Source organism: Acinetobacter sp. RW6, assembly GCF_041956835.1.
GTDB lineage: Bacteria > Pseudomonadota > Gammaproteobacteria > Pseudomonadales > Moraxellaceae > Acinetobacter > Acinetobacter calcoaceticus.
Genome location: NZ_CP167121.1, coordinates 3,450,999 through 3,477,077, shown reverse-complemented (window position 1 = coordinate 3,477,077; position 26,079 = coordinate 3,450,999). Strand labels below are relative to the sequence as shown.

Sequence of the window (26,079 nt, the reverse complement as noted above, 5' to 3'; positions counted from 1 at the left end):
TCATCATTTTATGACAAACCCATAGAATGACTTGCAACACCCTAATCTACAAGCCTATTTTTTTCATCAGGCGAAAAAAATGCACCCTCAACAGATAATAATTCATCGTGTTGAAGAGTGCATAATTTCTACTCAATTATTAAAATTGAATATTTTATAGAACGCGTACAGCTCCTTTCGCTGCACTTGTTGTATGCATTGCATAAACTTTTAATGCTTTTGATACCTTACGTTTACGTTCTTCTTTTGGATGCCAGCCTTTCGCTTCTTGAACTGTACGACGGTGCGCCATAGTCGCATCATCAACGTTCAAGTGAATGGTACGGTTTGGAATATCAATTTCAATGGTATCGCCATCTTCAACCAAACCAATGGCACCGCCTTCAGCAGCTTCTGGCGAAACATGTCCAATCGAAAGACCTGATGAACCACCAGAGAAACGACCATCTGTAACTAATGCACAGTCTTTTCCTAAACCTTTTGATTTAAGATAGCTGGTTGGGTAAAGCATTTCTTGCATACCCGGACCACCACGTGGACCTTCATAACGAATCACAACGACATCGCCAGCTTTAATGTCATGACCCAAAATTGCGTCTACAGCAGCATCTTGACTCTCAAATACGCGCGCTGTGCCAGTAAATTTTAGGATAGATTCATCTACACCCGCAGTTTTTACAATACATCCGTCAAGAGCGATGTTGCCGTATAGCACAGCTAAACCACCATCTTTAGAGAATGCATGTTCTGCATTGCGGATAACGCCTTTTTCACGATCGCCATCTAAAGTTGCATAGTAACGATTTTGAGAGAATGCAACTTGTGTTGGTACACCACCCGGAGATGAGCGATAGAACTCATATACGTCTGCATCTTCAGTACGAATAATATCCCACTTATCTAATGCATCTTTTAAAGTTTTCTCATGTACAGTTGGTAGTGATACATCAAGTAACTTCGCACGATCAAGTTCACCTAAAATGGCCATGATTCCACCTGCACGGTGTACATCTTCCATATGAACATCTTGTTTTGCAGGCGCTACTTTAGACAATACAGGCACTCGACGTGATAGTTCGTCAATATCGTCCATGGTAAAGTCAACTTCCGCTTCACTTGCCGCAGCTAATAAGTGTAGAACGGTATTGGTTGAACCACCCATTGCAATATCAAGCGTCATGGCATTTTTAAATGCAGCCTTTGTTGCAATTGAACGAGGTAAAATGCTTGCATCTTCTTGTTCGTAATAGCGCTTAGCCAATTCAACAATAAGTTGACCTGCTTTTAAGAATAATTTTTTACGATTAGCATGTGTCGCGACAATCGAACCATTACCCGGTAAAGATAAACCTAACGCTTCGGTTAAACAGTTCATTGAGTTTGCAGTGAACATACCTGAACATGAACCACAGGTTGGACATGCTGAACGTTCAAATTCTTCAACTTCTTCGTCTGTATAACTTTCATCAGCTGCAACAACCATTGCATCAACAAGGTCAATCGCTTTTTCATTACCGCGGAATTTGACCTTACCTGCTTCCATTGGTCCACCAGACACAAAAACAACAGGAATATTCAAGCGCATCGCAGCCATGAGCATTCCCGGAGTAATCTTGTCACAGTTAGAAATACAGACCATAGCATCAGCACAATGCGCATTCACCATGTACTCTACTGAGTCAGCAATCAAATCACGTGATGGTAAAGAATAAAGCATGCCGTCATGCCCCATTGCGATCCCGTCGTCTACTGCAATCGTATTGAACTCTTTAGCAACACCACCTGATGCCTGAATTTCTGCTGCAACAAGCTGCCCTAGATCTTTAAGATGTACATGGCCCGGAACAAATTGAGTAAATGAATTGACCACCGCAATAATCGGTTTGCCGAAATCCTCATCTTTCATTCCTGTTGCACGCCATAAGCCACGTGCGCCAGCCATATTTCTTCCGTGTGTCGATGTTTTTGAACGATAGTCAGGCATTAGTGTTTCCAACAAGTTGTGCTTGAGCGAAATTTCTCCCACTCTGGCTGAATGATACTGATATAGCGTTAGATCAGTCGGAATATTGACTCATCATCATAATTTGATCATTCTCCATTCTATAGAAGCAAATAATATTCGGAAAGCCAAGAACAGTAATAGTCAGTCAATATTTAGCAAAACTTACATGAATAATTTTTTATTTTTTCATAACCTTTTTTTATCAATAAAAGTTTTTCAATAATTTTTTGTTCACTATTTAAAAACCAAATCTCTCAATAGCCATGAGTTTAGGGCTTCAAACGTTTTTCACGTATACTACCCACAAACTCTTTTTGGATTGCATTTGTGAAAATTATTTTTGCTGGCACCCCCGAATTTGCTGCAACAGCATTGGCGGCTTTATTAAAAACTTCCCATGAAATTATCGCGGTTTATACTCAACCAGACCGTAAAGCTGGTCGCGGACAAAAATTAACGCCATCTCCTGTAAAACAGCTTGCCCTTGAACATAATATTCCTGTTTATCAACCGCTTCACTTTAAAGCTTCAACTGAAGAAGGCTTGGCAGCTCAACAAGAACTCGCTGCTTTAGGTGCTGATGTGATGGTAGTTGCTGCCTATGGTTTGATTCTTCCACAAGCTGTGCTCGATACACCTAAATATGGTTGTTTAAACATTCACGGCTCATTATTACCACGATGGCGCGGTGCAGCACCAATTCAGCGCGCAATCGCAACAGGTGATGATGAAACAGGAATTACGATTATGCAGATGGCTGCTGGTTTAGATACAGGCGATATGATGTATAAAACCTACTGCCCAATCAGCGCCGAAGAGACCTCTGCCAGCTTGCATGACAAATTGGCTGTTCAAGGTGCAGAAGCAATTTGTGCAGTACTCGAGTCAGAAGCAACATTACAAAAATATTTGGCAGAACGTGAAGTTCAGGATGAAAGCCTAACTGTCTATGCACACAAGCTCGTGAAATCAGAAGCTCGTATTGACTGGTCAACTGATGCTATTCAACTTGACCGAAATATTCGTGCATTCAACCCTTGGCCTGTTGCTTTCGTTCAGTTAGATGAAAATAATGCTCTGCGTGTTTGGAGCTCAACAATTTCTAGTCAAAACAAAGCGAATGCCCAAGCTGGTGAAATTATCGCGATTGATAAGCAAGGCGTACATGTTGCTTGTGGGCAAGATTCCTTTATTTGTCTGACCAGTGTGCAATGGCCAGGCGGCAAAGCAATGAATGCTCAACAAATTGCCCAAACTCAAAAACTTCACGTAGGACAAATTCTGCCATGAGTCAGGTTTCATCAAATTCGTCACGATTTAACTTACGTGCTCAAGTCGTCCAGACGTTATTAAAAGTTCAGCAAGGCCAATCACTCGCTAGTATTTTAAATACACAGCTAAATCAAGTTGCAGAACGTGACCGTGCACTATTTCATGAACTTGTTCTGGGTACATTGCGTCAATGGTTTGCGCTTAAATCAATTAGCCTACCTTTACTCAGCAAACCGTTAAACAATGAAACTGTTGAAACCTGTCTTTACGTCGGCCTTTATCAAGTTTTATGCACGCGTATTGCCGCACATGCTGCCATATCTGAAACAGTAGACGCCACTAAACAACTTGGGTTCCCAGCACTCAGCGGCATTGTGAATGCTATTTTGCGCCGAGCGACGCGTGAAACTGATGAATTTCAACAAGGTTTACAACATGCGCATGGCTTACCAAGTTGGCTTTATAAGCGTGTGAAAAAAGATTGGGGTGAACAAACCGAGTCTCTATGCCAATCATTAAAGCAAGTCGCACCTTTAACCTTAAGGGTTAATCAACGCCACATTGGTCGAGACGCTTATTTAGCAAAATTACAAAGTTCAGAAATTAAAGCACGTGCATGTATTTTGTCTGAAGCAGGCATCGTCCTTGAACAATCTGTTCAAATTACGCAGCTACCTGGTTTTGAACAAGGCTGGTTTTCTGTACAAGACGAACACGCTCAGCTTTGTGCAGAATTATTGCCAGATTTAAATAATAAAACAGTGATTGATGCCTGTGCAGCACCCGGTGGAAAAACGGCTCATTTACTCGAAAAGTTTAAACCGGCTAAGCTCATTGCCATTGACCAGGATTCTAATCGTTTAGTCCGTGTGACTGAAAATTTAAACCGTTTAGCACTCGATCAAACTCATACTGAAATTTTGGCAGCAGATGCAACCCAATGGGTTCCAGCGCAGCCTGTAGATTGTATTGTGCTAGATGCGCCTTGCTCTGCAACAGGGGTCATTCGACGTCATCCTGACATACGCCTTTTACGCCAATCTAGCGATATAGGCCAAACGATTGAGCTACAAAAGCAGATCTTGCAGCACATGTGGCAACAGCTCAAAGCTGGCGGTACACTGCTCTACATCACATGTTCAGTTTTAAAAGCTGAGAATGAACAGCAAATGATAGATTTCTTTGCAGAACATAATGATGCGAAAGAAATTAAAATTGAAGCAGATTGGGGTATTGAGCAAATTCATGGCCGCCAATTACTGCCGCAAGCACAATCTGGCGATGGATTTTATTATTGTAAAATTCAAAAAATTGTATAAAAAAAAGCAGGCTTCGAGCCTGCTTTTTTACTTAATCAGCATCAAAGCGTGTGCTGATCTTTTACATCTTCTAAAACATCATCTAACTCTTCAGGATGTTTCGACAAATGTAGAATGGATAAAATCAATCCACCCCATAAAAACACCATCGAAATTACCATCATCACGATTGCCGAAGTATTCATTATTTTATCCTCCTAGCGATCTTTCATTTTGCTTAACACGATTGCAACGACCGCACAGAAAATCACACTGCCCCAGCCGAATACACCTTGTAAGCTCATACTATAAGTATCATAGCCATTTTTGATCAAATTAAAAACAGTCAAACAGAGTGTAGTTAACAAGATTAAAGAGGTGATGACTGTTAAAGTGAAATCCCATCCCTTACCAACTTGAATGGTTGAGATACGATTTATATGGTCACTAAGTTCTTTAAGCGCTGAACGTTTAAACCAAGCTACGCTAATAATTGATATTAATGCGCCACCAATAATCCCGATGTTATTAATAAAGTGATCGACAATATCAACCAGTTTAATTGCATTTACACTTGAGAATAGAATAATTGATACGAGCGCACTACCACCACCAATAATAGTTACAGCTTTTTTACGGCCCCATTTCAACTTATCTTGCATTGCTGCAATAGGCACTTCCAAAATACTGACCATCGAAGAAATACCTGCGACGAAAAGTGAAGAGAAGAATAAGAGACCAAATAAATCGGCACCTGTACCTAAACTTGAAATAATTTTAGGGAATGCAATAAATGCCAATCCAATCCCGCCACTCACCACATCTTTAACTTCAGTACCAGCAGCATGTGCCATAAAGCCAAGCGCTGCAAAAATACCAATACCCGCTAGAATCTCTGTTGATGCATTTGCAAAACCAACGATTAAGCCAGAACCTGTTAAATTAGTTTTTGGTTTCAAATATGATGCATACGTCACCATGATCCCGAAACCAACAGATAGTGAGAAGAAGGTATGACCATAAGCGGCTAACCAAACTTTATAATCCATCATTGCTGACCAGTTTGGCGTGAAGAATGCATTCAAACCTTGAACTGCACCCGGCAAACGCAATGACTGAATCACCAAAATAGTGAATAGAACGAATAATAATGGCATGAAAATCTTATTAGATAATTCCACACCCTTTTTCACGCCACCATAAAGAATAATTAAAGTAAGTGCCCAAATTCCAACAATCGGCCAGAATAAATGACTTACAAACTGTAAATCAAAACCAGTCGCTTTTGAGGTTTGTAGGTAAGTATTAAAGAAGAAACCTTCTGGATCACTTCCCCACATTTGACCAATAGAGAAGTAAACGTAACTACCTGCCCACGTCAGGACGCTTGCATAATACAAACCGATGATGATGCAGACACAAACCTGCCACCACCCTAAAGTTTCTCCGCCTTTAAATAAAGCACGATATGCTTTTGGAGGCGAACCAGTACTACGATGTCCTACCGCATAATCTAAAAATAGTAACGGTAAACCAGCAGTAATGAGTGCCAATAGATAGGGAATAAGAAACGCACCACCACCATTTTCATAAGCAACGTATGGAAAGCGCCAAATATTACCTAAGCCTACAGCCGAACCAACGGCTGCAATAATAAAACCAGATCGTGACGTCCAGTTTTCACGAGAATCTGCCATAAAACACCTAATGTTAAAAGATTACTTATTTTTACTGCTATTGTTGATTGTTATTCCGCATGCAAAAAAAGAACCAAAAAATACTTTTGTGTTTGTAGAAAATAAAAAGAACCTTTTGAGTATTTTTATTCCCTTAACAAACAAGCAAAAATAGAAAATTCTTCCTTAAAGATTTTTGTCCATTTTTTGCTCCTATATAGCTGAACAATACCTGTTTTTATTTCTTTTTACTGTAATTTCCATCAGAAATTTTACGAATTTTCCAAGTTTTTTTCACAATTGGTTATTTTTCAGCTTATCTTTACGTCCTAAAGCTTAGGGGCTGACTTTATTGTTCAATGATATTTTATTCCAATTCATTGAAAGAGTTCTTCAATTACTCGACTTATCCAGTAATTTATTCTTAACTCTTCAGTTTTCAATTAAGATTTAAATGTCACCTTACTGTTAGATGACAAAATTTATACTAAAATTTTTATACGCTTAGTGACATCAAAATTAATAAATAAATATTAGTTATTTGAAATACATGGATTTTTATTCAGTCTCAAAAAATCTTATAGATATATACTCGATAGGCTTATTTTTTATCAATGCATCTGTAGCAAGATGTCTATATCATGCGCTCGAAGATTTCTTTTATTCGGATGTTAAAATGAAAATATTAAAAATGTCTTTATTAGCGCTCGGGATGGGCTTAAGTGGCTTTGCTCAAGCAGACTTTGTTGGAGTCAAAGGAGAAGTGGGCTACTGGTTTTATGATGGTAAAGCTAATATATCTTCTCAATTCCCTGATGATCAGGATCTAGATCAAAAAGGTAGTGCTCAACTCTCATTGTCAGTAGAACACCCAATCCCATTTATTCCAAATGCAAAAATTCGTTATGTAAATTTAGATACTCAAACTAAATCAGAAACTTTAGGTCAAGCCAACTATAAAGTTGATTTAGATCATAGCGATTTTATACTCTATTACGAATTACTAGATAATATTGTCAGTGTAGATGCCGGACTTGGTGCAACTGTACTAAATGGTGATATCACTGCGTATACAGGTAAGCGTGTAGATATTGATAAAACATATCCTATTGCTTATTTATCAGGTGAAGTAAAACTTCCATTTACAGGCTTAAGTGCTAAAGGTGAAGCAACGTATACAAACTTTGATGATGCACGAATTACAGATGCATTAGCAGAAGTAAAATATAAATTTGCAGATAACTTACTCATTGATCTTGGTTTAACAGCAGGCTATCGCATACTCAATATTGATTTAGATGACTACGATAATAATGACCTTAAATTTGAGTTTAAAGGTCCCTATGTAGGCTTAGAAGCACATTTCTAAACCAGAACAAGCTCGAAATTTCTTTTATATAAAAAAGGGCTCTATAAGAGTTCTTTTTTATTCAATCATACTCACATATCTGGGATATTCTTGAATTCTCTGACACCATGCTTGAATATTTGGGTATAACTTTAAATCGAAGCCACCTTCATCAGCCACATGTGTATAAGCATATAGCGCAATATCAGCAATAGTGAGTTGTGGTCCTGTAAGATAGTCGTGTTCTGCTAATACTTTATCCATAATAGATAATGCTTTATGCCCTTTTGGCTGTAAATTATAATATTCGGTTTTTCTATCTTCTGGTAAGCCTAAATATTTATTAATAAAACGTGCAACTGCAATAAAAGGTTCATGGCTATATTGTTCAAAGAACATCCATTGGTACATTTTTGCTTTAATAAAAAGATCTATAGGAATAAATTTTGTTCCCTCAGCTAAGTAACCTAAAATAGCATTCGATTCACTTAAAACACGACCATCTTCCAGAACTAATACAGGTATTTTTCCATTAGGGTTTAGGGATAAAAACTCTTGGGTTTGTGTATCTTTTTTTAAAATATCAATATGAATCCATCTATGATTAATATTTAACAAGGAAAGTAAGAGTTTGATTTTATAGCAATTACCCGAACCCACATCACCATAGATTTTCATATGTACTTCTCTCTTATTATTTATGCTTAAATAGATAATTTTCTTATTATTTATAGCACAGCTCTCTCATAGGGTTCTTTTTTATTGCATTGATTCTTTATTTTCGTCATTTATTTCAGACATAAAAAAACACCCCCAACTGTTAAGTTGAGGGTGTTTGAATAATGAGCTGGCGATGACTTACTCTCACATGGGAAACCCCACACTACCATCAGCGCTAAGAGGTTTCACTTCTGAGTTCGGGAAGGGATCAGGTGGTTCACTCTTGCTATGGTCGCCAGCACAACTGGTATGGATACTTGCATTGGTCTTATTAGTTGCCGATGCGTTTTCCAAATCTTTACAGATGGGCTGATTGAGTCTTACTTTATTTTGTTCATTTTAGCTAAGCGTATAACTAAATCAAGTTGCTTTGCATATTAATGAATCGATTGATGCTTTATATACAACTGCTTGGGTGTTGTATAGTCAAGCCTCACGAGCAATTAGTATTGGTCAGCTTCACATATCACTATGCTTCCACATCCAACCTATCAACGTCCTAGTCTCGAACGGCTCTTTAGAGGACATAAAGTCCTAGGGAAATCTTATCTTGAGGTAGGCTTCCCGCTTAGATGCTTTCAGCGGTTATCCCTTCCGAACATAGCTACCCGGCGATGCGACTGGCGTCACAACCGGTACACCAGAGGTTCGTCCACTCTGGTCCTCTCGTACTAGGAGCAGATCCTCTCAAATTTCCAGCGCCCACGGTAGATAGGGACCGAACTGTCTCACGACGTTCTAAACCCAGCTCGCGTACCTCTTTAAATGGCGAACAGCCATACCCTTGGGACCTGCTTCAGCCCCAGGATGAGATGAGCCGACATCGAGGTGCCAAACACCGCCGTCGATATGAACTCTTGGGCGGTATCAGCCTGTTATCCCCAGAGTACCTTTTATCCGTTGAGCGATGGCCCTTCCATACAGAACCACCGGATCACTAAGACCTACTTTCGTACCTGCTCGACTTGTGGGTCTCGCAGTTAAGCGCGCTTTTGCCTTTATACTCTACGCGTGATTTCCGACCACGCTGAGCGCACCTTCGTACTCCTCCGTTACTCTTTAGGAGGAGACCGCCCCAGTCAAACTACCCACCAGACATGGTCCTCGCCCCGGATTACGGGGCAGAGTTAGAACCTCAACATTACCAGGGTGGTATTTCAAGGACGGCTCCATTGGAACTAGCGTTCCAACTTCAAAGCCTCCCACCTATCCTACACAAGTAAGGTCAAAGTTCAATGTCAAGCTGCAGTAAAGGTTCACGGGGTCTTTCCGTCTAGCCGCGGGTACACTGCATCTTCACAGCGATTTCGATTTCACTGAGCCTCTGCTGGAGACAGCGCCGCCATCATTATGCCATTCGTGCAGGTCGGAACTTACCCGACAAGGAATTTCGCTACCTTAGGACCGTTATAGTTACGGCCGCCGTTTACTGGGGCTTCGATCAAGAGCTTCGCTTACGCTAACCCCATCAATTAACCTTCCAGCACCGGGCAGGCATCACACCCTATACGTCCACTTTCGTGTTTGCAGAGTGCTATGTTTTTAATAAACAGTTGCAGCGGCCTGGTTTCTGTGGCTGTCATCAGCTCAGGAAGCAAGTTCCATCACCAACAACAGCGTACCTTCTCCCGAAGTTACGGTACCATTTTGCCTAGTTCCTTCAGCAGAGTTCTCTCAAGCGCCTTGGTCTACTCGACCTGACCACCTGTGTCGGTTTAGGGTACGATTCCTGTGTAACTGAAGCTTAGAGACTTTTCCTGGAAGCATGGTATCAGCCACTTCGCTGTACAAGTACAGCTTGCTATCAGATCTCAGCATAGAGCACCCCGGATTTGCCTAAGATGCATGCCTACTTCCTTTCACCTGGACAACCAACGCCAGGCTGACTTAACCTTCTCCGTCCTCTCATCGCATTACACAGAAGTATTGGAATATTAACCAATTTCCCATCGACTACGCCTTTCGGCCTCGCCTTAGGGGTCGACTCACCCAGCCCCGATTAACGTTGGACTGGAACCCTTGGTCTTTCGGCGAACGGGTTTTTCACCCGTTTTGTCGTTACTCACGTCAGCATTCGCACTTCTGATACCTCCAGCATACTTCTCAATACACCTTCATCGGCTTACAGAACGCTCCCCTACCACTTGACTTAAAAGTCAAATCCGCAGCTTCGGCACATAGTTTTAGCCCCGTTACATCTTCCGCGCAGGCCGACTCGACTAGTGAGCTATTACGCTTTCTTTAAAGGGTGGCTGCTTCTAAGCCAACCTCCTAGCTGTCTATGCCTTCCCACATCGTTTCCCACTTAACTATGATTTTGGGGCCTTAGCTGGCGGTCTGGATTGTTTTCCTCTTGACTACGGACGTTAGCACCCGCAGTCTGTCTCCCGGATAGTACTCATAGGTATTCGGAGTTTGCATCGGTTTGGTAAGTCGGGATGACCCCCTAGCCGAAACAGTGCTCTACCCCCTATGGTATTCGTCCGAGGCGCTACCTAAATAGCTTTCGGGGAGAACCAGCTATCACCAGGCTTGATTAGCCTTTCACCCCTATCCACAAGTCATCCCCTGGCTTTTCAACGACAGTGGGTTCGGTCCTCCAGTTAGTGTTACCCAACCTTCAACCTGCTCATGGATAGATCGCCTGGTTTCGGGTCTATACCCAGCAACTAAACGCCCTATTAAGACTCGATTTCTCTACGGCTCCCCTATACGGTTAACCTCGCTACTGAATATAAGTCGCTGACCCATTATACAAAAGGTACGCAGTCACCGAACAAGTCGGCTCCCACTGCTTGTATGCATGCGGTTTCAGGATCTATTTCACTCCCCTCACAGGGGTTCTTTTCGCCTTTCCCTCACGGTACTGGTTCACTATCGGTCAGTCAGGAGTATTTAGCCTTGGAGGATGGTCCCCCCATATTCAGACAAGGTTTCACGTGCCTCGCCCTACTCGTCATCATTATGTGTGCCCTTTCGTGTACGGGAATATCACCCTCTACGTTCGCACTTCCCAGAGCGTTCCACTAAAACACACATAACTTAATGGGCTGATCCCCGTTCGCTCGCCGCTACTAAGGGAATCTCAATTGATTTCTTTTCCTAAGGGTACTGAGATGTTTCACTTCCCCTCGTTCGCCTTGCAACACTATGTATTCATGTTGCAATACCTACCTTAAAGTAGGTGGGTTCCCCCATTCAGAAATCTCCGGATCAAAGGATATTTGCCGCCTCCCCGGAGCTTATCGCAGGCTATTACGTCTTTCATCGCCTCTGACTGCCAAGGCATCCACCACATGCACTTAATTACTTGACTATACAACCCCAAACAGTCGTTATTACCTACAAGGAGTAATAAGACATGATCAATGATTTCTCATCAATCTCTTACAGTTTGAAGTACTGTGTATTTAAACACTGTACAGCTTCAATCTAATTCATATACCAAAACGCTTGATTCAGTTAATTTGCTAGTTCTCAATTAATTCCAAGATCAGAATTACTTCTTCTCTTTTCATTATTGAGTGAACAATTTATTTCAGACTCAATTTTGCCAATCTGTTAATGAATAAACATGCCTTCGTCAGGTCATGCTTAATACCGTGATACTTAAATCACAGAAGTTAATAAACTAAGATCTTACAACCTCTATTTACTAATTTCTGTAATCCGAACTTCTCTTAAGTTCTGGTGGAGACTAGGAGAGTCGAACTCCTGACCTCCTGCGTGCAAAGCAGGCGCTCTACCAACTAAGCTAAGTCCCCAGCTTACATCATCAGTTATGTATCTTCTTTTCTATAACTTCAACCAGTCAAAGTCATGGTGGGTCTGACAAGACTTGAACTTGTGACCCCACGCTTATCAAGCGTGTGCTCTAACCAACTGAGCTACAGACCCTCAGATACATCTATGAAGAACAACTTGTTGTGGATTCTTACCAATCGTCAATCTTTCGTTAAGGAGGTGATCCAGCCGCAGGTTCCCCTACGGCTACCTTGTTACGACTTCACCCCAGTCATCGGCCACACCGTGGTAAGCGTCCTCCTTGCGGTTAGACTACCTACTTCTGGTGCAACAAACTCCCATGGTGTGACGGGCGGTGTGTACAAGGCCCGGGAACGTATTCACCGCGGCATTCTGATCCGCGATTACTAGCGATTCCGACTTCATGGAGTCGAGTTGCAGACTCCAATCCGGACTACGATCGGCTTTTTGAGATTAGCATCCTATCGCTAGGTAGCAACCCTTTGTACCGACCATTGTAGCACGTGTGTAGCCCTGGCCGTAAGGGCCATGATGACTTGACGTCGTCCCCGCCTTCCTCCAGTTTGTCACTGGCAGTATCCTTAAAGTTCCCGACATTACTCGCTGGCAAATAAGGAAAAGGGTTGCGCTCGTTGCGGGACTTAACCCAACATCTCACGACACGAGCTGACGACAGCCATGCAGCACCTGTATGTAAGTTCCCGAAGGCACCAATCCATCTCTGGAAAGTTCTTACTATGTCAAGGCCAGGTAAGGTTCTTCGCGTTGCATCGAATTAAACCACATGCTCCACCGCTTGTGCGGGCCCCCGTCAATTCATTTGAGTTTTAGTCTTGCGACCGTACTCCCCAGGCGGTCTACTTATCGCGTTAGCTGCGCCACTAAAGCCTCAAAGGCCCCAACGGCTAGTAGACATCGTTTACGGCATGGACTACCAGGGTATCTAATCCTGTTTGCTCCCCATGCTTTCGCACCTCAGCGTCAGTGTTAGGCCAGATGGCTGCCTTCGCCATCGGTATTCCTCCAGATCTCTACGCATTTCACCGCTACACCTGGAATTCTACCATCCTCTCCCACACTCTAGCTAACCAGTATCGAATGCAATTCCCAAGTTAAGCTCGGGGATTTCACATTTGACTTAATTAGCCGCCTACGCGCGCTTTACGCCCAGTAAATCCGATTAACGCTTGCACCCTCTGTATTACCGCGGCTGCTGGCACAGAGTTAGCCGGTGCTTATTCTGCGAGTAACGTCCACTATCTGAAGGTATTAACTTCAGTAGCCTCCTCCTCGCTTAAAGTGCTTTACAACCATAAGGCCTTCTTCACACACGCGGCATGGCTGGATCAGGCTTGCGCCCATTGTCCAATATTCCCCACTGCTGCCTCCCGTAGGAGTCTGGGCCGTGTCTCAGTCCCAGTGTGGCGGATCATCCTCTCAGACCCGCTACAGATCGTCGCCTTGGTAGGCCTTTACCCCACCAACTAGCTAATCCGACTTAGGCTCATCTATTAGCGCAAGGTCCGAAGATCCCCTGCTTTCTCCCGTAGGACGTATGCGGTATTAGCATTCCTTTCGAAATGTTGTCCCCCACTAATAGGCAGATTCCTAAGCATTACTCACCCGTCCGCCGCTAAGTGATAGTGCAAGCACCATCACTCCGCTCGACTTGCATGTGTTAAGCCTGCCGCCAGCGTTCAATCTGAGCCATGATCAAACTCTTCAGTTAAAAATCATTTTGCACCTTATTAAAGACAAGGTGCCAATTCTGGCTCATCAATTTTCTGACTTAAATTTCGCTCAAATAAACTTCGAGTAATTTAAACCAATCAATCAATGATAATATTTCGATCGATCAATCAGTAAAAATCCACACAAGTTGTTCTTCATAATCTCTTAATGATCTTCTTACTGGTTCGTCACCAGCAAGCTAGGTCGGCTATATTACTCTTAATCTCTTAAAAGTCAACAGGTAATTTCGATATTTTTAAAACTTATTCTCAAAACTAACTTCTCATCAAATTCATTACCTAAAGCAACTCACTCAATTCCAAGTAACTGTTTTTCAACAAGTTTCTATCTGCATCACCGCCGATGGATGTGCATTATAGATGATTAAATTCTCTTGGCAAGGGGTATTTCAGTCTTTTTCTATTGAGTGCCGATTTTTTCTACTATTTTACGAAAAAAGTGATGTATGTGACTTTTTTTTAGGCATTTTTACTACTTTTTCTTAATTCTTATATTCAGAAATGTAGGTTATCGTGAGTTTTATATGTCTTCTATAGAGCTTAGAGGCATATATAGCTTCTTCTAAATATAGCTTCTTCTAAATATAGCTTCTTCTAATCCAAAGATTCCAAAGATTCCAAAGATTCCAAAGATTCCAAAGATTCCAAAGATTCCAAAGATTCCAAAGATTCCAAAGATTCCAAAGATTCCAAAGATTCCAAAGATTCCAAAGATTCCAAAGATTCCAAAGATTCCAAAGATTCCAAAGATTCCAAAGATTCCAAAGATTCCAAAGATTCCAAAGATTCCAAAGATTCCAAAGATTCCAAAGATTCCAAAGATTCCAAAGATTCCAAAGAAATAATAGAGCAAATACTCTACCCCGCTCTATATTTCTTCTTATTTTTAATTTACTTCTTTTATTATTACTGAATTACTGATCTTTAGATTGTTCCACGTGGAACGCTGAATTGTTTTTATGATCCTTAAATAAAAAAGCAGGATTACTCCTGCTTTTTATCACTACACAACTTTCTTAGTCAGTGAAAGTTACACGAGCAATTGCTTTCTTACCTGACTGAATAATGAAAGTACCGTTTTCTTTTACAGAGAAACTTGCATCAACAGCATTCCAGTCAACTTTTACTGCTCCGCGAGCTACAGCATCTTTTGCAGCTGCTGCATTCGGATTTAGGCCAGCTAAACGTAGAATCGTAGCAATAAAGATTTCTCCACCAAACTCACCACGTGAAATAGTCACCTCTGGGGTGTCTTCGGGTACTTCACCTTCTGTAATAAGGTTACCAGCACTTTTATGTGCATTAGCTGCAGCTTCTGCATCATGGAAACGTTCAACTAGTTCAAGTGCAAGAATACGTTTTACTTCTTGCGGATTACGACCAGCAGTAATTTCATCTAATAAAGTTTTGATCTCATCTAGAGATTTAAAGCTGAGTAAATCGAAATAGCGTTCAATTAAAGAATCAGGCATTGATAAAACTTTTTGGTACATTGCCCCTGGTGTATCAAATACACCAATATAGTTACCTAAAGATTTAGACATTTTATTTACGCCATCTAAACCTTCTAGAATCGGAACAGTGATACACACTTGTGATTCTTGGCCATAACGACTTTGTAAAGTACGACCCATGAGAAGGTTAAAAGTCTGGTCTGTACCACCTAACTCTACGTCAGCTTCAAGTGCAATAGAGTCATAGCCTTGAACTAAAGGATATAAAAACTCGTGGATCGCAATTGGCTGATGGTTGCTATAACGCTTTGTAAAGTCATCACGCTCTAACATACGAGATACGGTTTGTTGGCTTGCCAACTGAATAAGGTCAGCAGCAGACTTTTGATTAAACCATTCTGAGTTAAAACGTACTTTTGTTTTATTCGGATCTAATATTTTGAAAACTTGTTCTTGATAAGTTTTAGCATTGGCTTCTACTTGTTCGCGTGACAACGGCGGACGAGTTGCACTTTTACCAGTTGGGTCGCCAATCATGGCAGTATAGTCACCAATCAAGAAGGTCACTTCATGACCCAAATCTTGGAACGTTTTTAATTTATTAATAAGAACAGTATGTCCTAAATGTAAATCTGGTGCTGTAGGGTCAAAACCAGCTTTAATTTTAAGAGGACGGTTCTCTTTGAGCTTTTTCAGTAAATCTTCTTCTGAAATAATTTCGTGCGTGCCTCGTTGGATGAGGGCAAGCTGTTCTTCGGCGGGCAAGAAATTTGACATCACAAAACCTAAACACATCAGTTATTCAATTTGTGCGATATACTAACATTTTTTCAGCGTCTTGCAGGGGAAGTTGCATATGAGCGCAATCTATATCGGCGTAATGACTGGCACTAGTATGGATGGTGTGGATATTGTTGCGGCTTCATTTGAGCCACTACAGCTTCATGCCACTCTTACAGTTCCATTTGAACCCGAGTTACGTGATGAGCTTATGGCATTAACTTTACCTGATGACAATGAAATTGACCGCATGGGTAAAGCTGATGTTGCTCTGGCCCAAATGATTGGTCACGGGATTAATACTCTCATTGAAAAACATCAATTAGATCGTAGTCAAATCAAAGCGATTGGTTCGCATGGGCAGACAATTCGTCACCGTCCAGAACATGGGTTTACGCTACAAATTGGCGATCCCAATATCATTACCGAAATCACTCAAATTCTGGTTGTTTCAGATTTTCGTCGTAGAGATATGGCAGCAGGTGGTCAAGGTGCACCATTAGTGCCTGCTTTCCATCAGGCATTATTTCAACATCCAAGTATTCATCGTGTGATTTTAAATTTGGGTGGTATTGCTAATGTGAGTATGCTGCCTGCCAACAATGCAGACGGCGTATTTGGTTTTGATACGGGTCCTGCAAATATTTTGATGGATGCGTGGTGTCATCGTCATACTGGTCACCCATATGATGAAAATGGTGATTGGGCAGCTTATGGGCACCCTATCCGCTCTTTACTCGATCGCCTTCATGCACATGAATATTTTTCTAAAGAACCACCGAAAAGTACGGGACGTGAAGATTTCAATATTGACTGGTTGGATGATCAGTTAATCGATTGGAGAAACGATTTAACTTATGATGAGTTGGAAGATACACCTGAAAACGTCCAAGCAACCTTATTAAAGCTTACTGTACGTGCCATTCAAAAGGCGATTTATCGCTCAGAGATGGAAACAGGTGAAGTATATGTTTGTGGTGGTGGTGCTTATAACTCTTATTTATTAGAGCAATTACGTTGGCGTTTACGTAAGCATAATTGGTCAGTTCAACCTACAGATGTTTTAGGACTCTCTCCTACTTGGGTCGAGGCTACAGCATTTGCATGGTTAGCAATGCGTTTTGTAAACGGTTTAAGTGGTAATTTACCAGCAGTAACAGGTGCTTCGGATTTCAGAATTCTAGGTACGATCACGGCCGTATAAAGCTACATATCGATTTGATTGGTCAGATTCGACCTCATAACACATTTACTGACCCGAAATGCTGTTATTTAAATCAGTATAAAAACTCATGATAAGTGCCAACAAAAATAATTTGAGGCACTGTCATCATGGATCTGACCAAACGTATCCATCAGTACACGCGTGGCGACTGGACATTCGATGTGATTGATTCAGGCCCTATTGATGGCCCACTTGTTGTTTTATTGCATGGTTTTCCCGAAACTGCTCATAGTTGGGAGCAAACCTCGGAATTATTGCATCAGCATCAATTTAGAACACTTGCAATTCATCAACGCGGTTATAGTTTAAATGCTAGACCTCAAAGCCGATTTCAATATTCACTGAGTGAACTGGTAGAAGACGTTGCAATTTTTATTAAGCAACTCGGTCAACCAGTCTATTTAATAGGGCACGACTGGGGATCAGCAATCGCTTCGGGCGTTGCAATGAAGTATCCACAATATATTCAACATCTCACTTTAGTTTCTGTACCACATCAAGCTGCTTTTTTAAAAGCCTGCTTAAGCAGCAAACAACTTTTTAAATCTTATTATTTTGCAATTTTTCAGTTGCCTCTTCTTCCTGAAGTTCTATTTAAAAAGATGCCTAAATTAGGTCGTAAATTTCTTCAGTCATCTGGCATGAATGAGCAGCAAATTGAAACATTCGAGACCGAGTTTATAAAGGAAAATAGATTAGGTACGGCGTTGAATTGGTATCGTGGCTTTTTTTGGGATAAACCTCAAAATCCGTTTAAAGCAATAGATGTCCCTACTCTTTTTATTTGGGGTAAACATGATATTGCCGTTACAGAAAAAAGTGCCAAGTTAAACTCAAGTTATTTTAAAAATAGTTATCGTGCAGTTTTTATGGATGCCTCGCATTGGATTCCATATCAGAATGCACCTGAGCTTGTGCAATACTTTTTAGAATCTATCCGTGAAAAGTAATGATCTGATCAATAAAAAAACCTCTCAAAATAGAGAGGTTTTTAAATTTTAAAATTCTTTTTAAATCGAGAATGAAGAACCACAACCACATGTTGTTGTTGCATTCGGATTTTGAATGATAAAACGTGAACCTTCAAGGCCTTCTACATAGTCAACCACTGAGCCAATTAAATACTGATAGCTGAGTGAATCAACAAGCATTTTTACATCGCCATTAACAAATTCTGCATCATCTTCATTTACGCTTTCAGCAAAATTAAAGCCATATGAAAACCCTGAACACCCGCCTCCCGTTACATATACACGTAACATGAGATCGTCATTCCCTTCACTATCACGGAGTTGGCGTACCTTATTGGCAGCATTATCTGTCAAAACTAGAGCTTGGGCATTCATGATGATTGTTCCTCGGATTTTGCTGTGCCTTTCAAAATAAAAAAGACCCTATATTGAGTATAGCATAATCAATATAGGGTCTGTCTTCGAAGTTTAAAGCGAATCTTGAGTATTTTTATCAAGATTATTTGTAATTCTCGTCTTGCAGGCCACATTCGAAGTTTTTAGCATCTTGCTTACAGCGGAATTGCCATAATAGTTTCATCATACGTTTATCATACACACCACGTTGTGTAAGGCTAATTCGTGACTCACGCATGAGCTTTTGATAACCCGGTTTATCTGCTGGTGGAACATCCATCCAGTATTTTTGTGGAATATCAGCTTTCATTTTACCTAAAATGGTAAAGGCACGTGGTAACTGACCCGAAACCCACTCTCTAGATTTCTGACCAAAACCTGCTGGGAACTTATCAGGACGGATAATAATATTTCCTGTCACCTGTAAGATCGGATAGTTCACGATCGCCCCTTTTGTTCCTAAACCTTTTTGTAGTTCCAAAGGTTTAAAGGCCGCCGCAGGTGCACCAATAATATCAACTTGATGGTTATTAAATTTAGCACCGAAATTTGTTATATCGGCACTAACAGCCTGCGCGCCTACCTGCTGAACCATAATTTTTTGCGCTTCATCATAGTCAAGAACTGCAATTTTTTTACCTGCAGCTTTTGCTACTGTATTGATGCTGCGATCATTTACTAAAAGATAGGCATCTCCTACTGGAATAACACCTACAACCTCATAGCGGCCGTTAACCATATATTTACTAAAAGTCGGACTCGCTAAACCTTGCATTACTTTTACAGCAAGCTTGAGGTCAGGAATGGCACCAATTGCATCCAATGACCCTGTAAAGGAGTTAAATTGACGACCACGCATCCCTGACACACTGATGCCATCACATTTGCCTGCTTTAAAATCTTCAGCAATAACGGCTTCATTCTGGTTTACTTTCAGTTCGATATCAGCTCCCCAGTTTTTTGCTGCAAGTTGATAATCCTTCATCAGCGCATAGACATCACCATTTTTACCAACGAAGTCAAAAACACATACTGTTTGTTTAGCCTGAGCTGCAAAAGAAACTGTGGTCAGTCCCATCGCAAGTAATAGCATTTTGGAAAATTGCATATTCTTTTTCCTTTCCTTGTGGAGTTTTTTGTTTTTCGATACCAAGAAATTTCACACCAATATGGTATGAGTCGGATAGGCTTCATATAAAAAATCATGTTGAAGATATTTTTACGGATCCATTTTGCTTTTATGATTTTATTTCCATCAAAAATAGATAGTCGTCTATCTATTAGCAATTATTTTAATCACAGAAGTCCTTGATCCATTTTTATACCTTCATGTTTCCTTATGAAGTTTTTATCTAAATTTAGCTTAACGTCTTTCTAGTTATCCACAATGGCAGAATTGACAGCATATACAAAACAAAAAGCCTAGAACTAAGTCTAGGCTTTCTGAAAATAATGAGGATTATTCACCAGGCATTGAACATTCGAAGTTAGCCTTGTCTACAGAACAACGTGCTTTTTTCAATACAGACATCATACCTGCATCGTAAACACCACGTTTAGTTAAGTCCATACGGCCATCACGCAACATTTTTTGATATTTAAGTTTGTCTTCTGCACTTAAATTCATTTTGTATTTGCCAGGAATCTGAGCTTCTAAACGGTTGATCATTGCAAAGTTCTTAGGCAACTGTTTAACAAACCAGTCACGAGATTTTTGACCAAAACCAGCTGGGAATTTATCAGAACGTAATACTAGATCAGCTGTAACGTGTAATACAGGGAAGTTCCACATTACACCGTTTGCACCCAAACCTTTATTTAATTCTAATGGTTTGTAAGCATAAGCAGGCGCACCTACCATATCTACTTGACCATTATTAAATTTCGCAGCAAAGTTTGAAATATCAGAAAGAACTGCTTGAGCGCCTACACGCTGCACCATAATTTTTTGTGCATCGTCATAACCTAGTACAGCGAATTTTTTACCCGCAGCTTTTTCAACAGAGTTGATGTTTTTGTCACGTACGAAAATGAACGCTGAACCTAACGGAGAAATACCAGCAACTTCGTATTTTTTACCGCCCATATTGGTGGTCATTTTTGCTGCATTACGCGCATCTAATACATAGGTAATTGCACGTTGAGCGATTTGGTTGTTTGGAACACCGCCAAGTGAGTCGATAGATCCTGCGAATTTGTTATATTGGCGTGCACGCATTGCTGTCATTGCTACAGCATCACATTTGCCCGCTTTAAAATCATTATCAGCAACAGCCTCGTCCTGACGAGGTACTAAGTTAATTTCAGTACCCCAGCCTTTTGCAGCTAGAGCCCATTCTTCCATCATTTTATATGAGTCGCCTGCTTTTCCTAAGAGGTCGAATACACACACGGTACTCGCTGCTTGCGCTGAAGCAGAAAAACCAACAACAGAAGCGGCAGCCATAGCAAGTACGATTTTTTTCATTTTCTTCATCCTTCCACGGAACAGATTTTTTGTTTGAAGTTTCCTTTCAAAGACAGATATTAATCATGTTTTTTAGAAAAAAATAGAGCATTTACTCAATTTTTTTATCTAATTGAACCATTGTTTGTTCAATTTAAATTATTTATTAGTGATAAAAATCTCTACGTTTCCGTAAGTTACTTTTTATATTCACAATTTTCATACCCATATTCAGTATGGAAATATATGTAGGGTTTTTGTGATGAAAAAATAATCTACTCTCCATTAAGCGTACATTCAAAATTTGTGCGTTCAACTGTACAGCGAGCACGCTTAAGTACACTCATCATGGTCGTATCATATACACCTTGTTTGGTTAAGTTGAGACGTCCATCTCGTAAAAGTTTTTGATATTTGGTTTTATCTTCTGCTGAAAAATTCATTCTAATTTTTGATGGTACACCCATTTCTAACCGCTTTATCATGGCAAAGTTTTGAGGTAATTTTTGTATAAACCAATCACGTGATTTTATGCCAAAATCTGTAGGGAACTTATCAGTTCTCGCAATTAAATCTCCAGTAACATTCACCACTGGAAAATTAAACATGGCCCCTTTGGTGCCAATACCTTTGCCAATCTCTAGTGGTTTATAAGCATAAGCAGGCGCAGCAATTGCATCGACTTGTCCACTATTAAACTTTTTCACAAAATCATTAATTTCAGAAGGAATAGGCTGCGCACCTACGCTTTCTACCATAATTTTTTGAGCAAGGTCATAATGCAAAATAGCGAATTTTTTACCGCGAACTTTTTCAATTGAATTCAGGTTTTTATCTCTTACAAATAAATATGCCAATCCAATCTGAACAATACCGACAACCTCATAATTTGCTCCATTCTGAGCAGTCACCATGCGATGTTTATTACGCTTATCTAAAACGTAGCTAATCGCTTTCTGGGCAATCGCATTACTGGTTACCCCACCAATCGCATCGATAGAACCTGCGAATTTATTGTAATTTCGTGCTCGCATGGAGGTCATATAAGCAGCATCACATTTGCCTTCACGAAGCCTACGGTCCACCAGAGCTTCATCTTGAAATGGAATTAAGGTGATATCAGCTTGCCAGTCCTTTGCTGCAAGCGCCCACTCTTCCATCATTTTATAAGATTCCCCTGACTTTCCTAATAAATCAAATACACACACATTTTGTCCCGCATGTGCTGTTCCCATAGCACAGCAAAATACCGCACTAATTATCCCCAATCTTTTTTTCATTTGACTTTTCCTAGTCTAGTTTTATTAGTAGCTCATTAATCAACCAAACTTTAAACTGTTTTTATTTTAGTCATTTTTTTAAAAAAGTGTTCTATCTTGTTCAATATTGAAGACATTTCGGATGAATAGCTGAACCTAGAATATTCCGGTGTATACAATTATTGTCTGCTTCTAACTAAAATCCGGAAAGTTTTGTTTTCATCGGCAGTTCTCTTTAAAATACGACATTCCTCACTCACCTCGATACAATAAGATGATTCAATTTGACCAAGTTTCTTTACGCCGCGGTGGACGTATTCTATTTCAAAAAGCGTCTATGCAATTACACCCAGGTTGGAAAATTGGTCTGACTGGGGTCAATGGTGCAGGTAAATCAACCTTATTTGCAGCGTTACTAGGTAGCTTAGGTGCAGATGAAGGTTCACTTACTCGTCCTTCAGGCTGGATCATGGCGCATATGGCGCAAGAAATAAAAGCACTAGACATGCCTGCAATTGATTTTGTTCTCTCAGGTGATGAAGAGTTTTGGGATATTCAAAATAAGCTTGCTCAACCAGATCAACTGAGTGACTTTGAATTAGCTAAATTGCATGGCCGTTTTGATGAAATTCATGGTTATTCAGCACCATCTAAAGCAGCTCAGCTTATGGCTGGTCTTGGTTTTCTAGAAAATCAATTGCGTTTAAACGTTGAGAGTTTCTCAGGTGGATGGCGTATGCGTTTAAATTTGGCGCGTACCCTAATGAGCCGTTCAGATTTATTATTACTCGACGAGCCAACAAACCACTTAGACTTAGATGCAATTTTGTGGTTAGAAGATTGGCTTAAAGCTTATGAAGGTACACTCATTTTAATTTCGCATGACCGCGACTTTTTAGATGCGATTACAGATCATATTCTGCATATTGAAAATCAGGAGCTCACCCTTTACACCGGAAATTACTCTACATTTGAAACCACGCGTAGTGAACGTCTTGCTCAGCAGCAACAAGCTTTTGAGAAGCAACAAGAAACACGTGCTCACCTACAAAAATTTATTGACCGTTTTAAAGCAAAAGCGACTAAAGCTCGTCAGGCACAAAGTCGAATTAAACAACTTGAGCGCATGCAAGAGCTCGCTCCAGCACATATTGATACACCGTTTACTTTTAGTTTCCGTGAACCAACCAAAATGAGTTCGCCGTTACTGACTTTAGACAATGCCAGCATTGGTTATGGCGATAAACAAATCGCCGAAAAAATCAGATTACAAATTACACCAACCTCTCGTATTGGTTTACTTGGTATGAACGGCGCAGGTAAATCAACCTTAATTAAGAGCTTAGTGGGTGATTTACCGCTCTTAGCTGGTGAACGCAAGGCGTCAGAGTTACTTAATATTGGTTACTTTGCACAGCACCAAATGGATGCTTTAGATGGCCATGCTACTCCAATGTTACAAATTGCCCGTTTAGCAGGTAAACAAATTAGTGAAGCGACTTTACGTTCTTTTTTAGGTAGTTTTGGCTTTAGTGGTGAACGCATGGATACGCCATGTGAAACCTTTTCTGGTGGAGAGCGCGCTCGTTTGGCCCTCGCACTGATTGTATGGCAGCGTCCAAATGTTTTGATTCTGGATGAACCGACGAACCATTTAGATCTTGATATGCGTCATGCATTGAGCATGGCATTACAAGATTTTGAAGGCGCTGTCGTATTGGTTTCCCACGAACGTCAACTCATTGCAAGTGTCTGTGACGAGCTTCTTTTGGTACACGGCGGTAAATGTACCGAATTCGAAGGTGATTTACAGGATTATGCAAAATGGCTACGTGAAGCACGTCAGCAACTCATCAATGCTCAGACTGCTGTAGCACAGAATAATTCTTCCTCTGCCGCTCCTACTCTCACTAAAGTCGATAAAGAAGCACAGCGTAAAGAAGCAGCTCGCCGTCGTGAACAAACCAGACCTATTCGTAAAAATATCGAAAAAATTGAGTCTCAAATTGAGAAACTTCAACCACAACTTGCCAAAATTGAAGAGTCTTTAGCAGATACATCTTTATATGATGCAGCACGTAAGGATGATCTACTCAAGCTTATGAATGAACAGACTGAGCTGAAAGCTAAACTTGAGCAATATGAAGAACAGCTTTTAGAACTTATGATGGAATTAGAAGAGATGGAAGCCTCTTTTGATTAATCTATTTTTCAAAATAAAAAAGCCGATTTCTTAATCGGCTTTTTTATTAATTAATAAGGGGTATAAAAAGCCCCTAATTCATTCAAATTGGTATTGATTGGCAAAGGCCAAACATTGCTTGATAGGCTGTCTGCAATATATAAATCATAACCGCCACGGCTTCCTGTTTGCCCCGCTAGAGAAACCACCATATACCGCTGGTCTAAAGGTGCCGGATCTGATGTATTTACGACTGTACTATTAAAAGGCAAACGGGTGGTTTGTTTGGTGGCCGTATCATAAACATAGATCTGATCATGGGCATTTGTTGGGCTATACCAACGCACATATAAAAACTGGCTTCCCTTCCACCATACTGGATAATATGAAGCAATATTAGTTAGCTGTGTATCATATGCACCCGACTGATCAATACTAAAAATTCTAGAATTACTACTTGCACCTTTGGCATATAAGATTTGCGTAGTATTGACCATTGGATAAGGCATCGATTCTTCGATATCCCAACCATTTTGAGTGACAGAAGTAATCGTGCGATCAGTCATTTTAACGATTTTTAAATCGCCATTTTGCTTAAAAATAATACGCTGATTATCTATAAATTTAGGATCTTCATCCCGCTTGTTATTCCCTTGGGTTAAATTGATTGGTAATTCCGTGCTCCCAACTCTCCAAGCATAAACATCCCATGCATCACCATAATGCTGTCCAGAATTAACTCCCATAAAAGTGAGCCATTTTCCATCTGGAGAAAAATGACCATTCATCATGTGGTCAATTTTCCAGTTTGTGCCCAGTAATGTGGTTTGCTGCGTTGTGAAATTATAAAGATAAAGCTTACTGTCCCATGCGTCATAATCACTATAACGATGAAATACTAATTTTCCGTAAAAAGTGGGTGCTGTGGCAGCATGCAGTTGAAATAAGCAATTAAAAAATAAGATTACAATGTATAAAAGTTTTTGTGTGTTTTTCAAAATTATATTCTCTTGTAATAAATGAGTATCCAAGAGAATAGCAGTTTACAAATTTATTTTTCTTATAAAACAAAAGACTTTGTCTAAAATTAAACAAAGCCTTTTATTAAATCATCATAAAAAAGATTATCTAAATTTTTTATGATTTTCATTTCGAATTTTGACTAAATTCATTGCTTCACTTTTTGCTTGATCTAACTGTCCGTGCTCAACCAATGCAGTTACCTTGTCAATCTCAGCAACAAGCTGATCTAAACCAGCTTGGTACTCTTTTACCTGCACATTTCCTGAAGGTAAACCTTCGAGTTTATGCGGCAAATATTGCTTAGAAGAAACTGCTGCTTCACGCATTACAACAAGCTGTTGTTTCGCATTAGCAGCATCTTTCGCTTCAGCAAATGCTTTAGTACTCTTAGCTAAAGTTTTCATATTCGTTTCTAAATCAGCCGCCCAAACAGCAGAGCTTCCTAAAAAAACACATGAGATTAACAAGCTAGCTAACAATTTCTGACCCATCATCCTCTCTCCCTAGA

General features: G+C 40.4%; 18 protein-coding genes, 2 tRNA genes and 3 rRNA genes. 6 read left to right on the top strand and 17 right to left on the bottom strand.

The annotated features are described in order from the left end of the window. Positions 1 to 154: 154 nt before the first annotated feature. On the bottom strand, positions 155 to 1,984 hold the full coding sequence (ilvD, locus tag ACB088_RS16435; protein ID WP_016801744.1) for a dihydroxy-acid dehydratase: 1,830 nt from the start codon (positions 1,982 to 1,984) through the stop codon (positions 155 to 157). Positions 1,985 to 2,332: 348 nt separating this feature from the next. Between ilvD and fmt the strand changes: the two genes are divergently transcribed. Both fmt and rsmB read left to right on the top strand, forming a co-directional pair. Continuing rightward, entirely contained in the window at positions 2,333 to 3,295 is a 963-nt protein-coding gene (fmt, locus tag ACB088_RS16430; RefSeq protein WP_209734524.1) for a methionyl-tRNA formyltransferase, read from the top strand. Continuing rightward, on the top strand, positions 3,292 to 4,596 hold the full coding sequence (rsmB, locus tag ACB088_RS16425; RefSeq protein WP_375037470.1) for a 16S rRNA (cytosine(967)-C(5))-methyltransferase RsmB: 1,305 nt from the start codon (positions 3,292 to 3,294) through the stop codon (positions 4,594 to 4,596). Before fmt ends, rsmB begins: the two co-directional genes overlap by 4 nt. A 41-nt stretch (positions 4,597 to 4,637) precedes the next feature. On the opposite strand, the gene ACB088_RS16420 is transcribed toward rsmB, so the two are convergent. Both ACB088_RS16420 and ACB088_RS16415 read right to left on the bottom strand, forming a co-directional pair. Then, on the bottom strand, positions 4,638 to 4,781 hold the full coding sequence (locus ACB088_RS16420; RefSeq protein ID WP_004640212.1) for a methionine/alanine import family NSS transporter small subunit: 144 nt from the start codon (positions 4,779 to 4,781) through the stop codon (positions 4,638 to 4,640). Positions 4,782 to 4,793: 12 nt separating this feature from the next. Beyond that, entirely contained in the window at positions 4,794 to 6,272 is a 1,479-nt protein-coding gene (locus tag ACB088_RS16415) for a sodium-dependent transporter (RefSeq protein ID WP_005037781.1), read from the bottom strand. A 655-nt stretch (positions 6,273 to 6,927) separates the two neighbouring features. Between ACB088_RS16415 and ACB088_RS16410 the strand changes: the two genes are divergently transcribed. Next, positions 6,928 to 7,620 (top strand): TIGR04219 family outer membrane beta-barrel protein, encoded by a 693-nt coding sequence (locus tag ACB088_RS16410; RefSeq protein WP_375037469.1) that lies wholly within the window; start codon positions 6,928 to 6,930, stop codon positions 7,618 to 7,620. A gap of 57 nt (positions 7,621 to 7,677) precedes the next feature. On the opposite strand, the gene ACB088_RS16405 is transcribed toward ACB088_RS16410, so the two are convergent. The 8 genes from ACB088_RS16405 to tyrS all read right to left on the bottom strand — a co-directional run bounded on the left by ACB088_RS16405 (position 7,678) and on the right by tyrS (position 16,084). Continuing rightward, positions 7,678 to 8,277 (bottom strand): glutathione S-transferase family protein, encoded by a 600-nt coding sequence (locus ACB088_RS16405; RefSeq protein WP_375037468.1) that lies wholly within the window; start codon positions 8,275 to 8,277, stop codon positions 7,678 to 7,680. Positions 8,278 to 8,444: 167 nt separating this feature from the next. Further along, positions 8,445 to 8,559: ribosomal RNA gene (rrf, locus tag ACB088_RS16400) — 5S ribosomal RNA — on the bottom strand. Positions 8,560 to 8,741: 182 nt separating this feature from the next. Then, positions 8,742 to 11,635 (bottom strand): 23S ribosomal RNA (locus ACB088_RS16395). Positions 11,636 to 12,007: 372 nt separating this feature from the next. After that, a tRNA-Ala gene (locus ACB088_RS16390) sits at positions 12,008 to 12,083 on the bottom strand. 56 nt (positions 12,084 to 12,139) lie between these two features. After that, positions 12,140 to 12,216, bottom strand: a tRNA-Ile gene (locus tag ACB088_RS16385). Positions 12,217 to 12,275: 59 nt separating this feature from the next. Continuing rightward, positions 12,276 to 13,813 (bottom strand): 16S ribosomal RNA (locus tag ACB088_RS16380). The 16S, 23S and 5S rRNA genes sit together here with 2 tRNA genes alongside, the layout of an rRNA operon. 584 nt (positions 13,814 to 14,397) lie before the next feature. Beyond that, the gene (locus tag ACB088_RS16375; RefSeq protein ID WP_375037467.1) at positions 14,398 to 14,688 is read right to left on the bottom strand and encodes a hypothetical protein; all 291 of its coding nucleotides are present in this window, start codon (positions 14,686 to 14,688) and stop codon (positions 14,398 to 14,400) included. 163 nt (positions 14,689 to 14,851) lie between these two features. Further along, positions 14,852 to 16,084 (bottom strand): tyrosine--tRNA ligase, encoded by a 1,233-nt coding sequence (gene tyrS, locus ACB088_RS16370; protein ID WP_375037466.1) that lies wholly within the window; start codon positions 16,082 to 16,084, stop codon positions 14,852 to 14,854. A gap of 61 nt (positions 16,085 to 16,145) precedes the next feature. Here tyrS and ACB088_RS16365 point away from each other — a divergent pair, with 61 nt between their 5' ends. After that, positions 16,146 to 17,273 carry an anhydro-N-acetylmuramic acid kinase gene (locus ACB088_RS16365; protein WP_375037465.1) on the top strand — a complete coding sequence of 376 codons (1,128 nt, stop codon included), beginning with the start codon at positions 16,146 to 16,148 and terminating at the stop codon, positions 17,271 to 17,273. 128 nt (positions 17,274 to 17,401) lie between these two features. Further along, complete coding sequence (locus ACB088_RS16360; RefSeq protein ID WP_375037464.1) at positions 17,402 to 18,244, top strand: alpha/beta fold hydrolase; 843 nt, start codon at positions 17,402 to 17,404, stop codon at positions 18,242 to 18,244. Positions 18,245 to 18,304: 60 nt separating this feature from the next. Here the strand turns inward: ACB088_RS16360 and erpA are convergent, their stop codons facing one another. The 4 genes from erpA to ACB088_RS16340 all read right to left on the bottom strand — a co-directional run bounded on the left by erpA (position 18,305) and on the right by ACB088_RS16340 (position 22,387). Next, on the bottom strand, positions 18,305 to 18,640 hold the full coding sequence (gene erpA, locus ACB088_RS16355) for an iron-sulfur cluster insertion protein ErpA (RefSeq protein ID WP_003656048.1): 336 nt from the start codon (positions 18,638 to 18,640) through the stop codon (positions 18,305 to 18,307). A gap of 124 nt (positions 18,641 to 18,764) precedes the next feature. Next, entirely contained in the window at positions 18,765 to 19,769 is a 1,005-nt protein-coding gene (locus ACB088_RS16350) for a putative solute-binding protein (RefSeq protein WP_045437800.1), read from the bottom strand. 351 nt (positions 19,770 to 20,120) lie between these two features. Further along, positions 20,121 to 21,128: a putative solute-binding protein gene (locus tag ACB088_RS16345; RefSeq protein ID WP_003656045.1), complete on the bottom strand. Its 1,008-nt coding sequence runs from the start codon at positions 21,126 to 21,128 to the stop codon at positions 20,121 to 20,123. A gap of 254 nt (positions 21,129 to 21,382) precedes the next feature. Beyond that, a complete protein-coding gene (locus tag ACB088_RS16340; RefSeq protein ID WP_375037463.1) occupies positions 21,383 to 22,387 on the bottom strand; it encodes a putative solute-binding protein in 1,005 nt (334 codons plus the stop codon). Between the two features lie 253 nt (positions 22,388 to 22,640). Between ACB088_RS16340 and ACB088_RS16335 the strand changes: the two genes are divergently transcribed. Further along, positions 22,641 to 24,569, top strand: coding sequence for an ATP-binding cassette domain-containing protein (locus ACB088_RS16335; protein ID WP_375037462.1), 1,929 nt, complete (start codon positions 22,641 to 22,643; stop codon positions 24,567 to 24,569). Positions 24,570 to 24,619: 50 nt separating this feature from the next. Here ACB088_RS16335 and ACB088_RS16330 read toward each other — a convergent pair whose 3' ends face one another. Beyond that, entirely contained in the window at positions 24,620 to 25,546 is a 927-nt protein-coding gene (locus ACB088_RS16330; protein WP_375037461.1) for a hypothetical protein, read from the bottom strand. Positions 25,547 to 25,672: 126 nt separating this feature from the next. Then, positions 25,673 to 26,065 (bottom strand): cytochrome b562, encoded by a 393-nt coding sequence (cybC, locus tag ACB088_RS16325; RefSeq protein WP_375037460.1) that lies wholly within the window; start codon positions 26,063 to 26,065, stop codon positions 25,673 to 25,675. Between the last annotated feature and the right edge of the window lie 14 nt (positions 26,066 to 26,079).

Bases quoted from the DNA above. Each gene is read 5' to 3' on its own strand.
- ilvD (WP_016801744.1), bottom strand. From the start codon at position 1,984: ATGCCTGACTATCGTTCAAAAACATCGACACACGGAAGAAATATGGCT.
- rsmB (WP_375037470.1), top strand. From the start codon at position 3,292: ATGAGTCAGGTTTCATCAAATTCGTCACGATTTAACTTACGTGCTCAA.
- ACB088_RS16420 (WP_004640212.1), bottom strand. From the start codon at position 4,781: ATGAATACTTCGGCAATCGTGATGATGGTAATTTCGATGGTGTTTTTA.
- ACB088_RS16415 (WP_005037781.1), bottom strand. From the start codon at position 6,272: ATGGCAGATTCTCGTGAAAACTGGACGTCACGATCTGGTTTTATTATT.
- ACB088_RS16410 (WP_375037469.1), top strand. From the start codon at position 6,928: ATGAAAATATTAAAAATGTCTTTATTAGCGCTCGGGATGGGCTTAAGT.
- ACB088_RS16405 (WP_375037468.1), bottom strand. From the start codon at position 8,277: ATGAAAATCTATGGTGATGTGGGTTCGGGTAATTGCTATAAAATCAAA.
- tyrS (WP_375037466.1), bottom strand. From the start codon at position 16,084: ATGTGTTTAGGTTTTGTGATGTCAAATTTCTTGCCCGCCGAAGAACAG.
- ACB088_RS16365 (WP_375037465.1), top strand. From the start codon at position 16,146: ATGAGCGCAATCTATATCGGCGTAATGACTGGCACTAGTATGGATGGT.
- ACB088_RS16360 (WP_375037464.1), top strand. From the start codon at position 17,402: ATGGATCTGACCAAACGTATCCATCAGTACACGCGTGGCGACTGGACA.
- erpA (WP_003656048.1), bottom strand. From the start codon at position 18,640: ATGAATGCCCAAGCTCTAGTTTTGACAGATAATGCTGCCAATAAGGTA.
- ACB088_RS16350 (WP_045437800.1), bottom strand. From the start codon at position 19,769: ATGCAATTTTCCAAAATGCTATTACTTGCGATGGGACTGACCACAGTT.
- ACB088_RS16345 (WP_003656045.1), bottom strand. From the start codon at position 21,128: ATGAAAAAAATCGTACTTGCTATGGCTGCCGCTTCTGTTGTTGGTTTT.
- ACB088_RS16340 (WP_375037463.1), bottom strand. From the start codon at position 22,387: ATGAAAAAAAGATTGGGGATAATTAGTGCGGTATTTTGCTGTGCTATG.
- ACB088_RS16335 (WP_375037462.1), top strand. From the start codon at position 22,641: ATGATTCAATTTGACCAAGTTTCTTTACGCCGCGGTGGACGTATTCTA.
- cybC (WP_375037460.1), bottom strand. From the start codon at position 26,065: ATGATGGGTCAGAAATTGTTAGCTAGCTTGTTAATCTCATGTGTTTTT.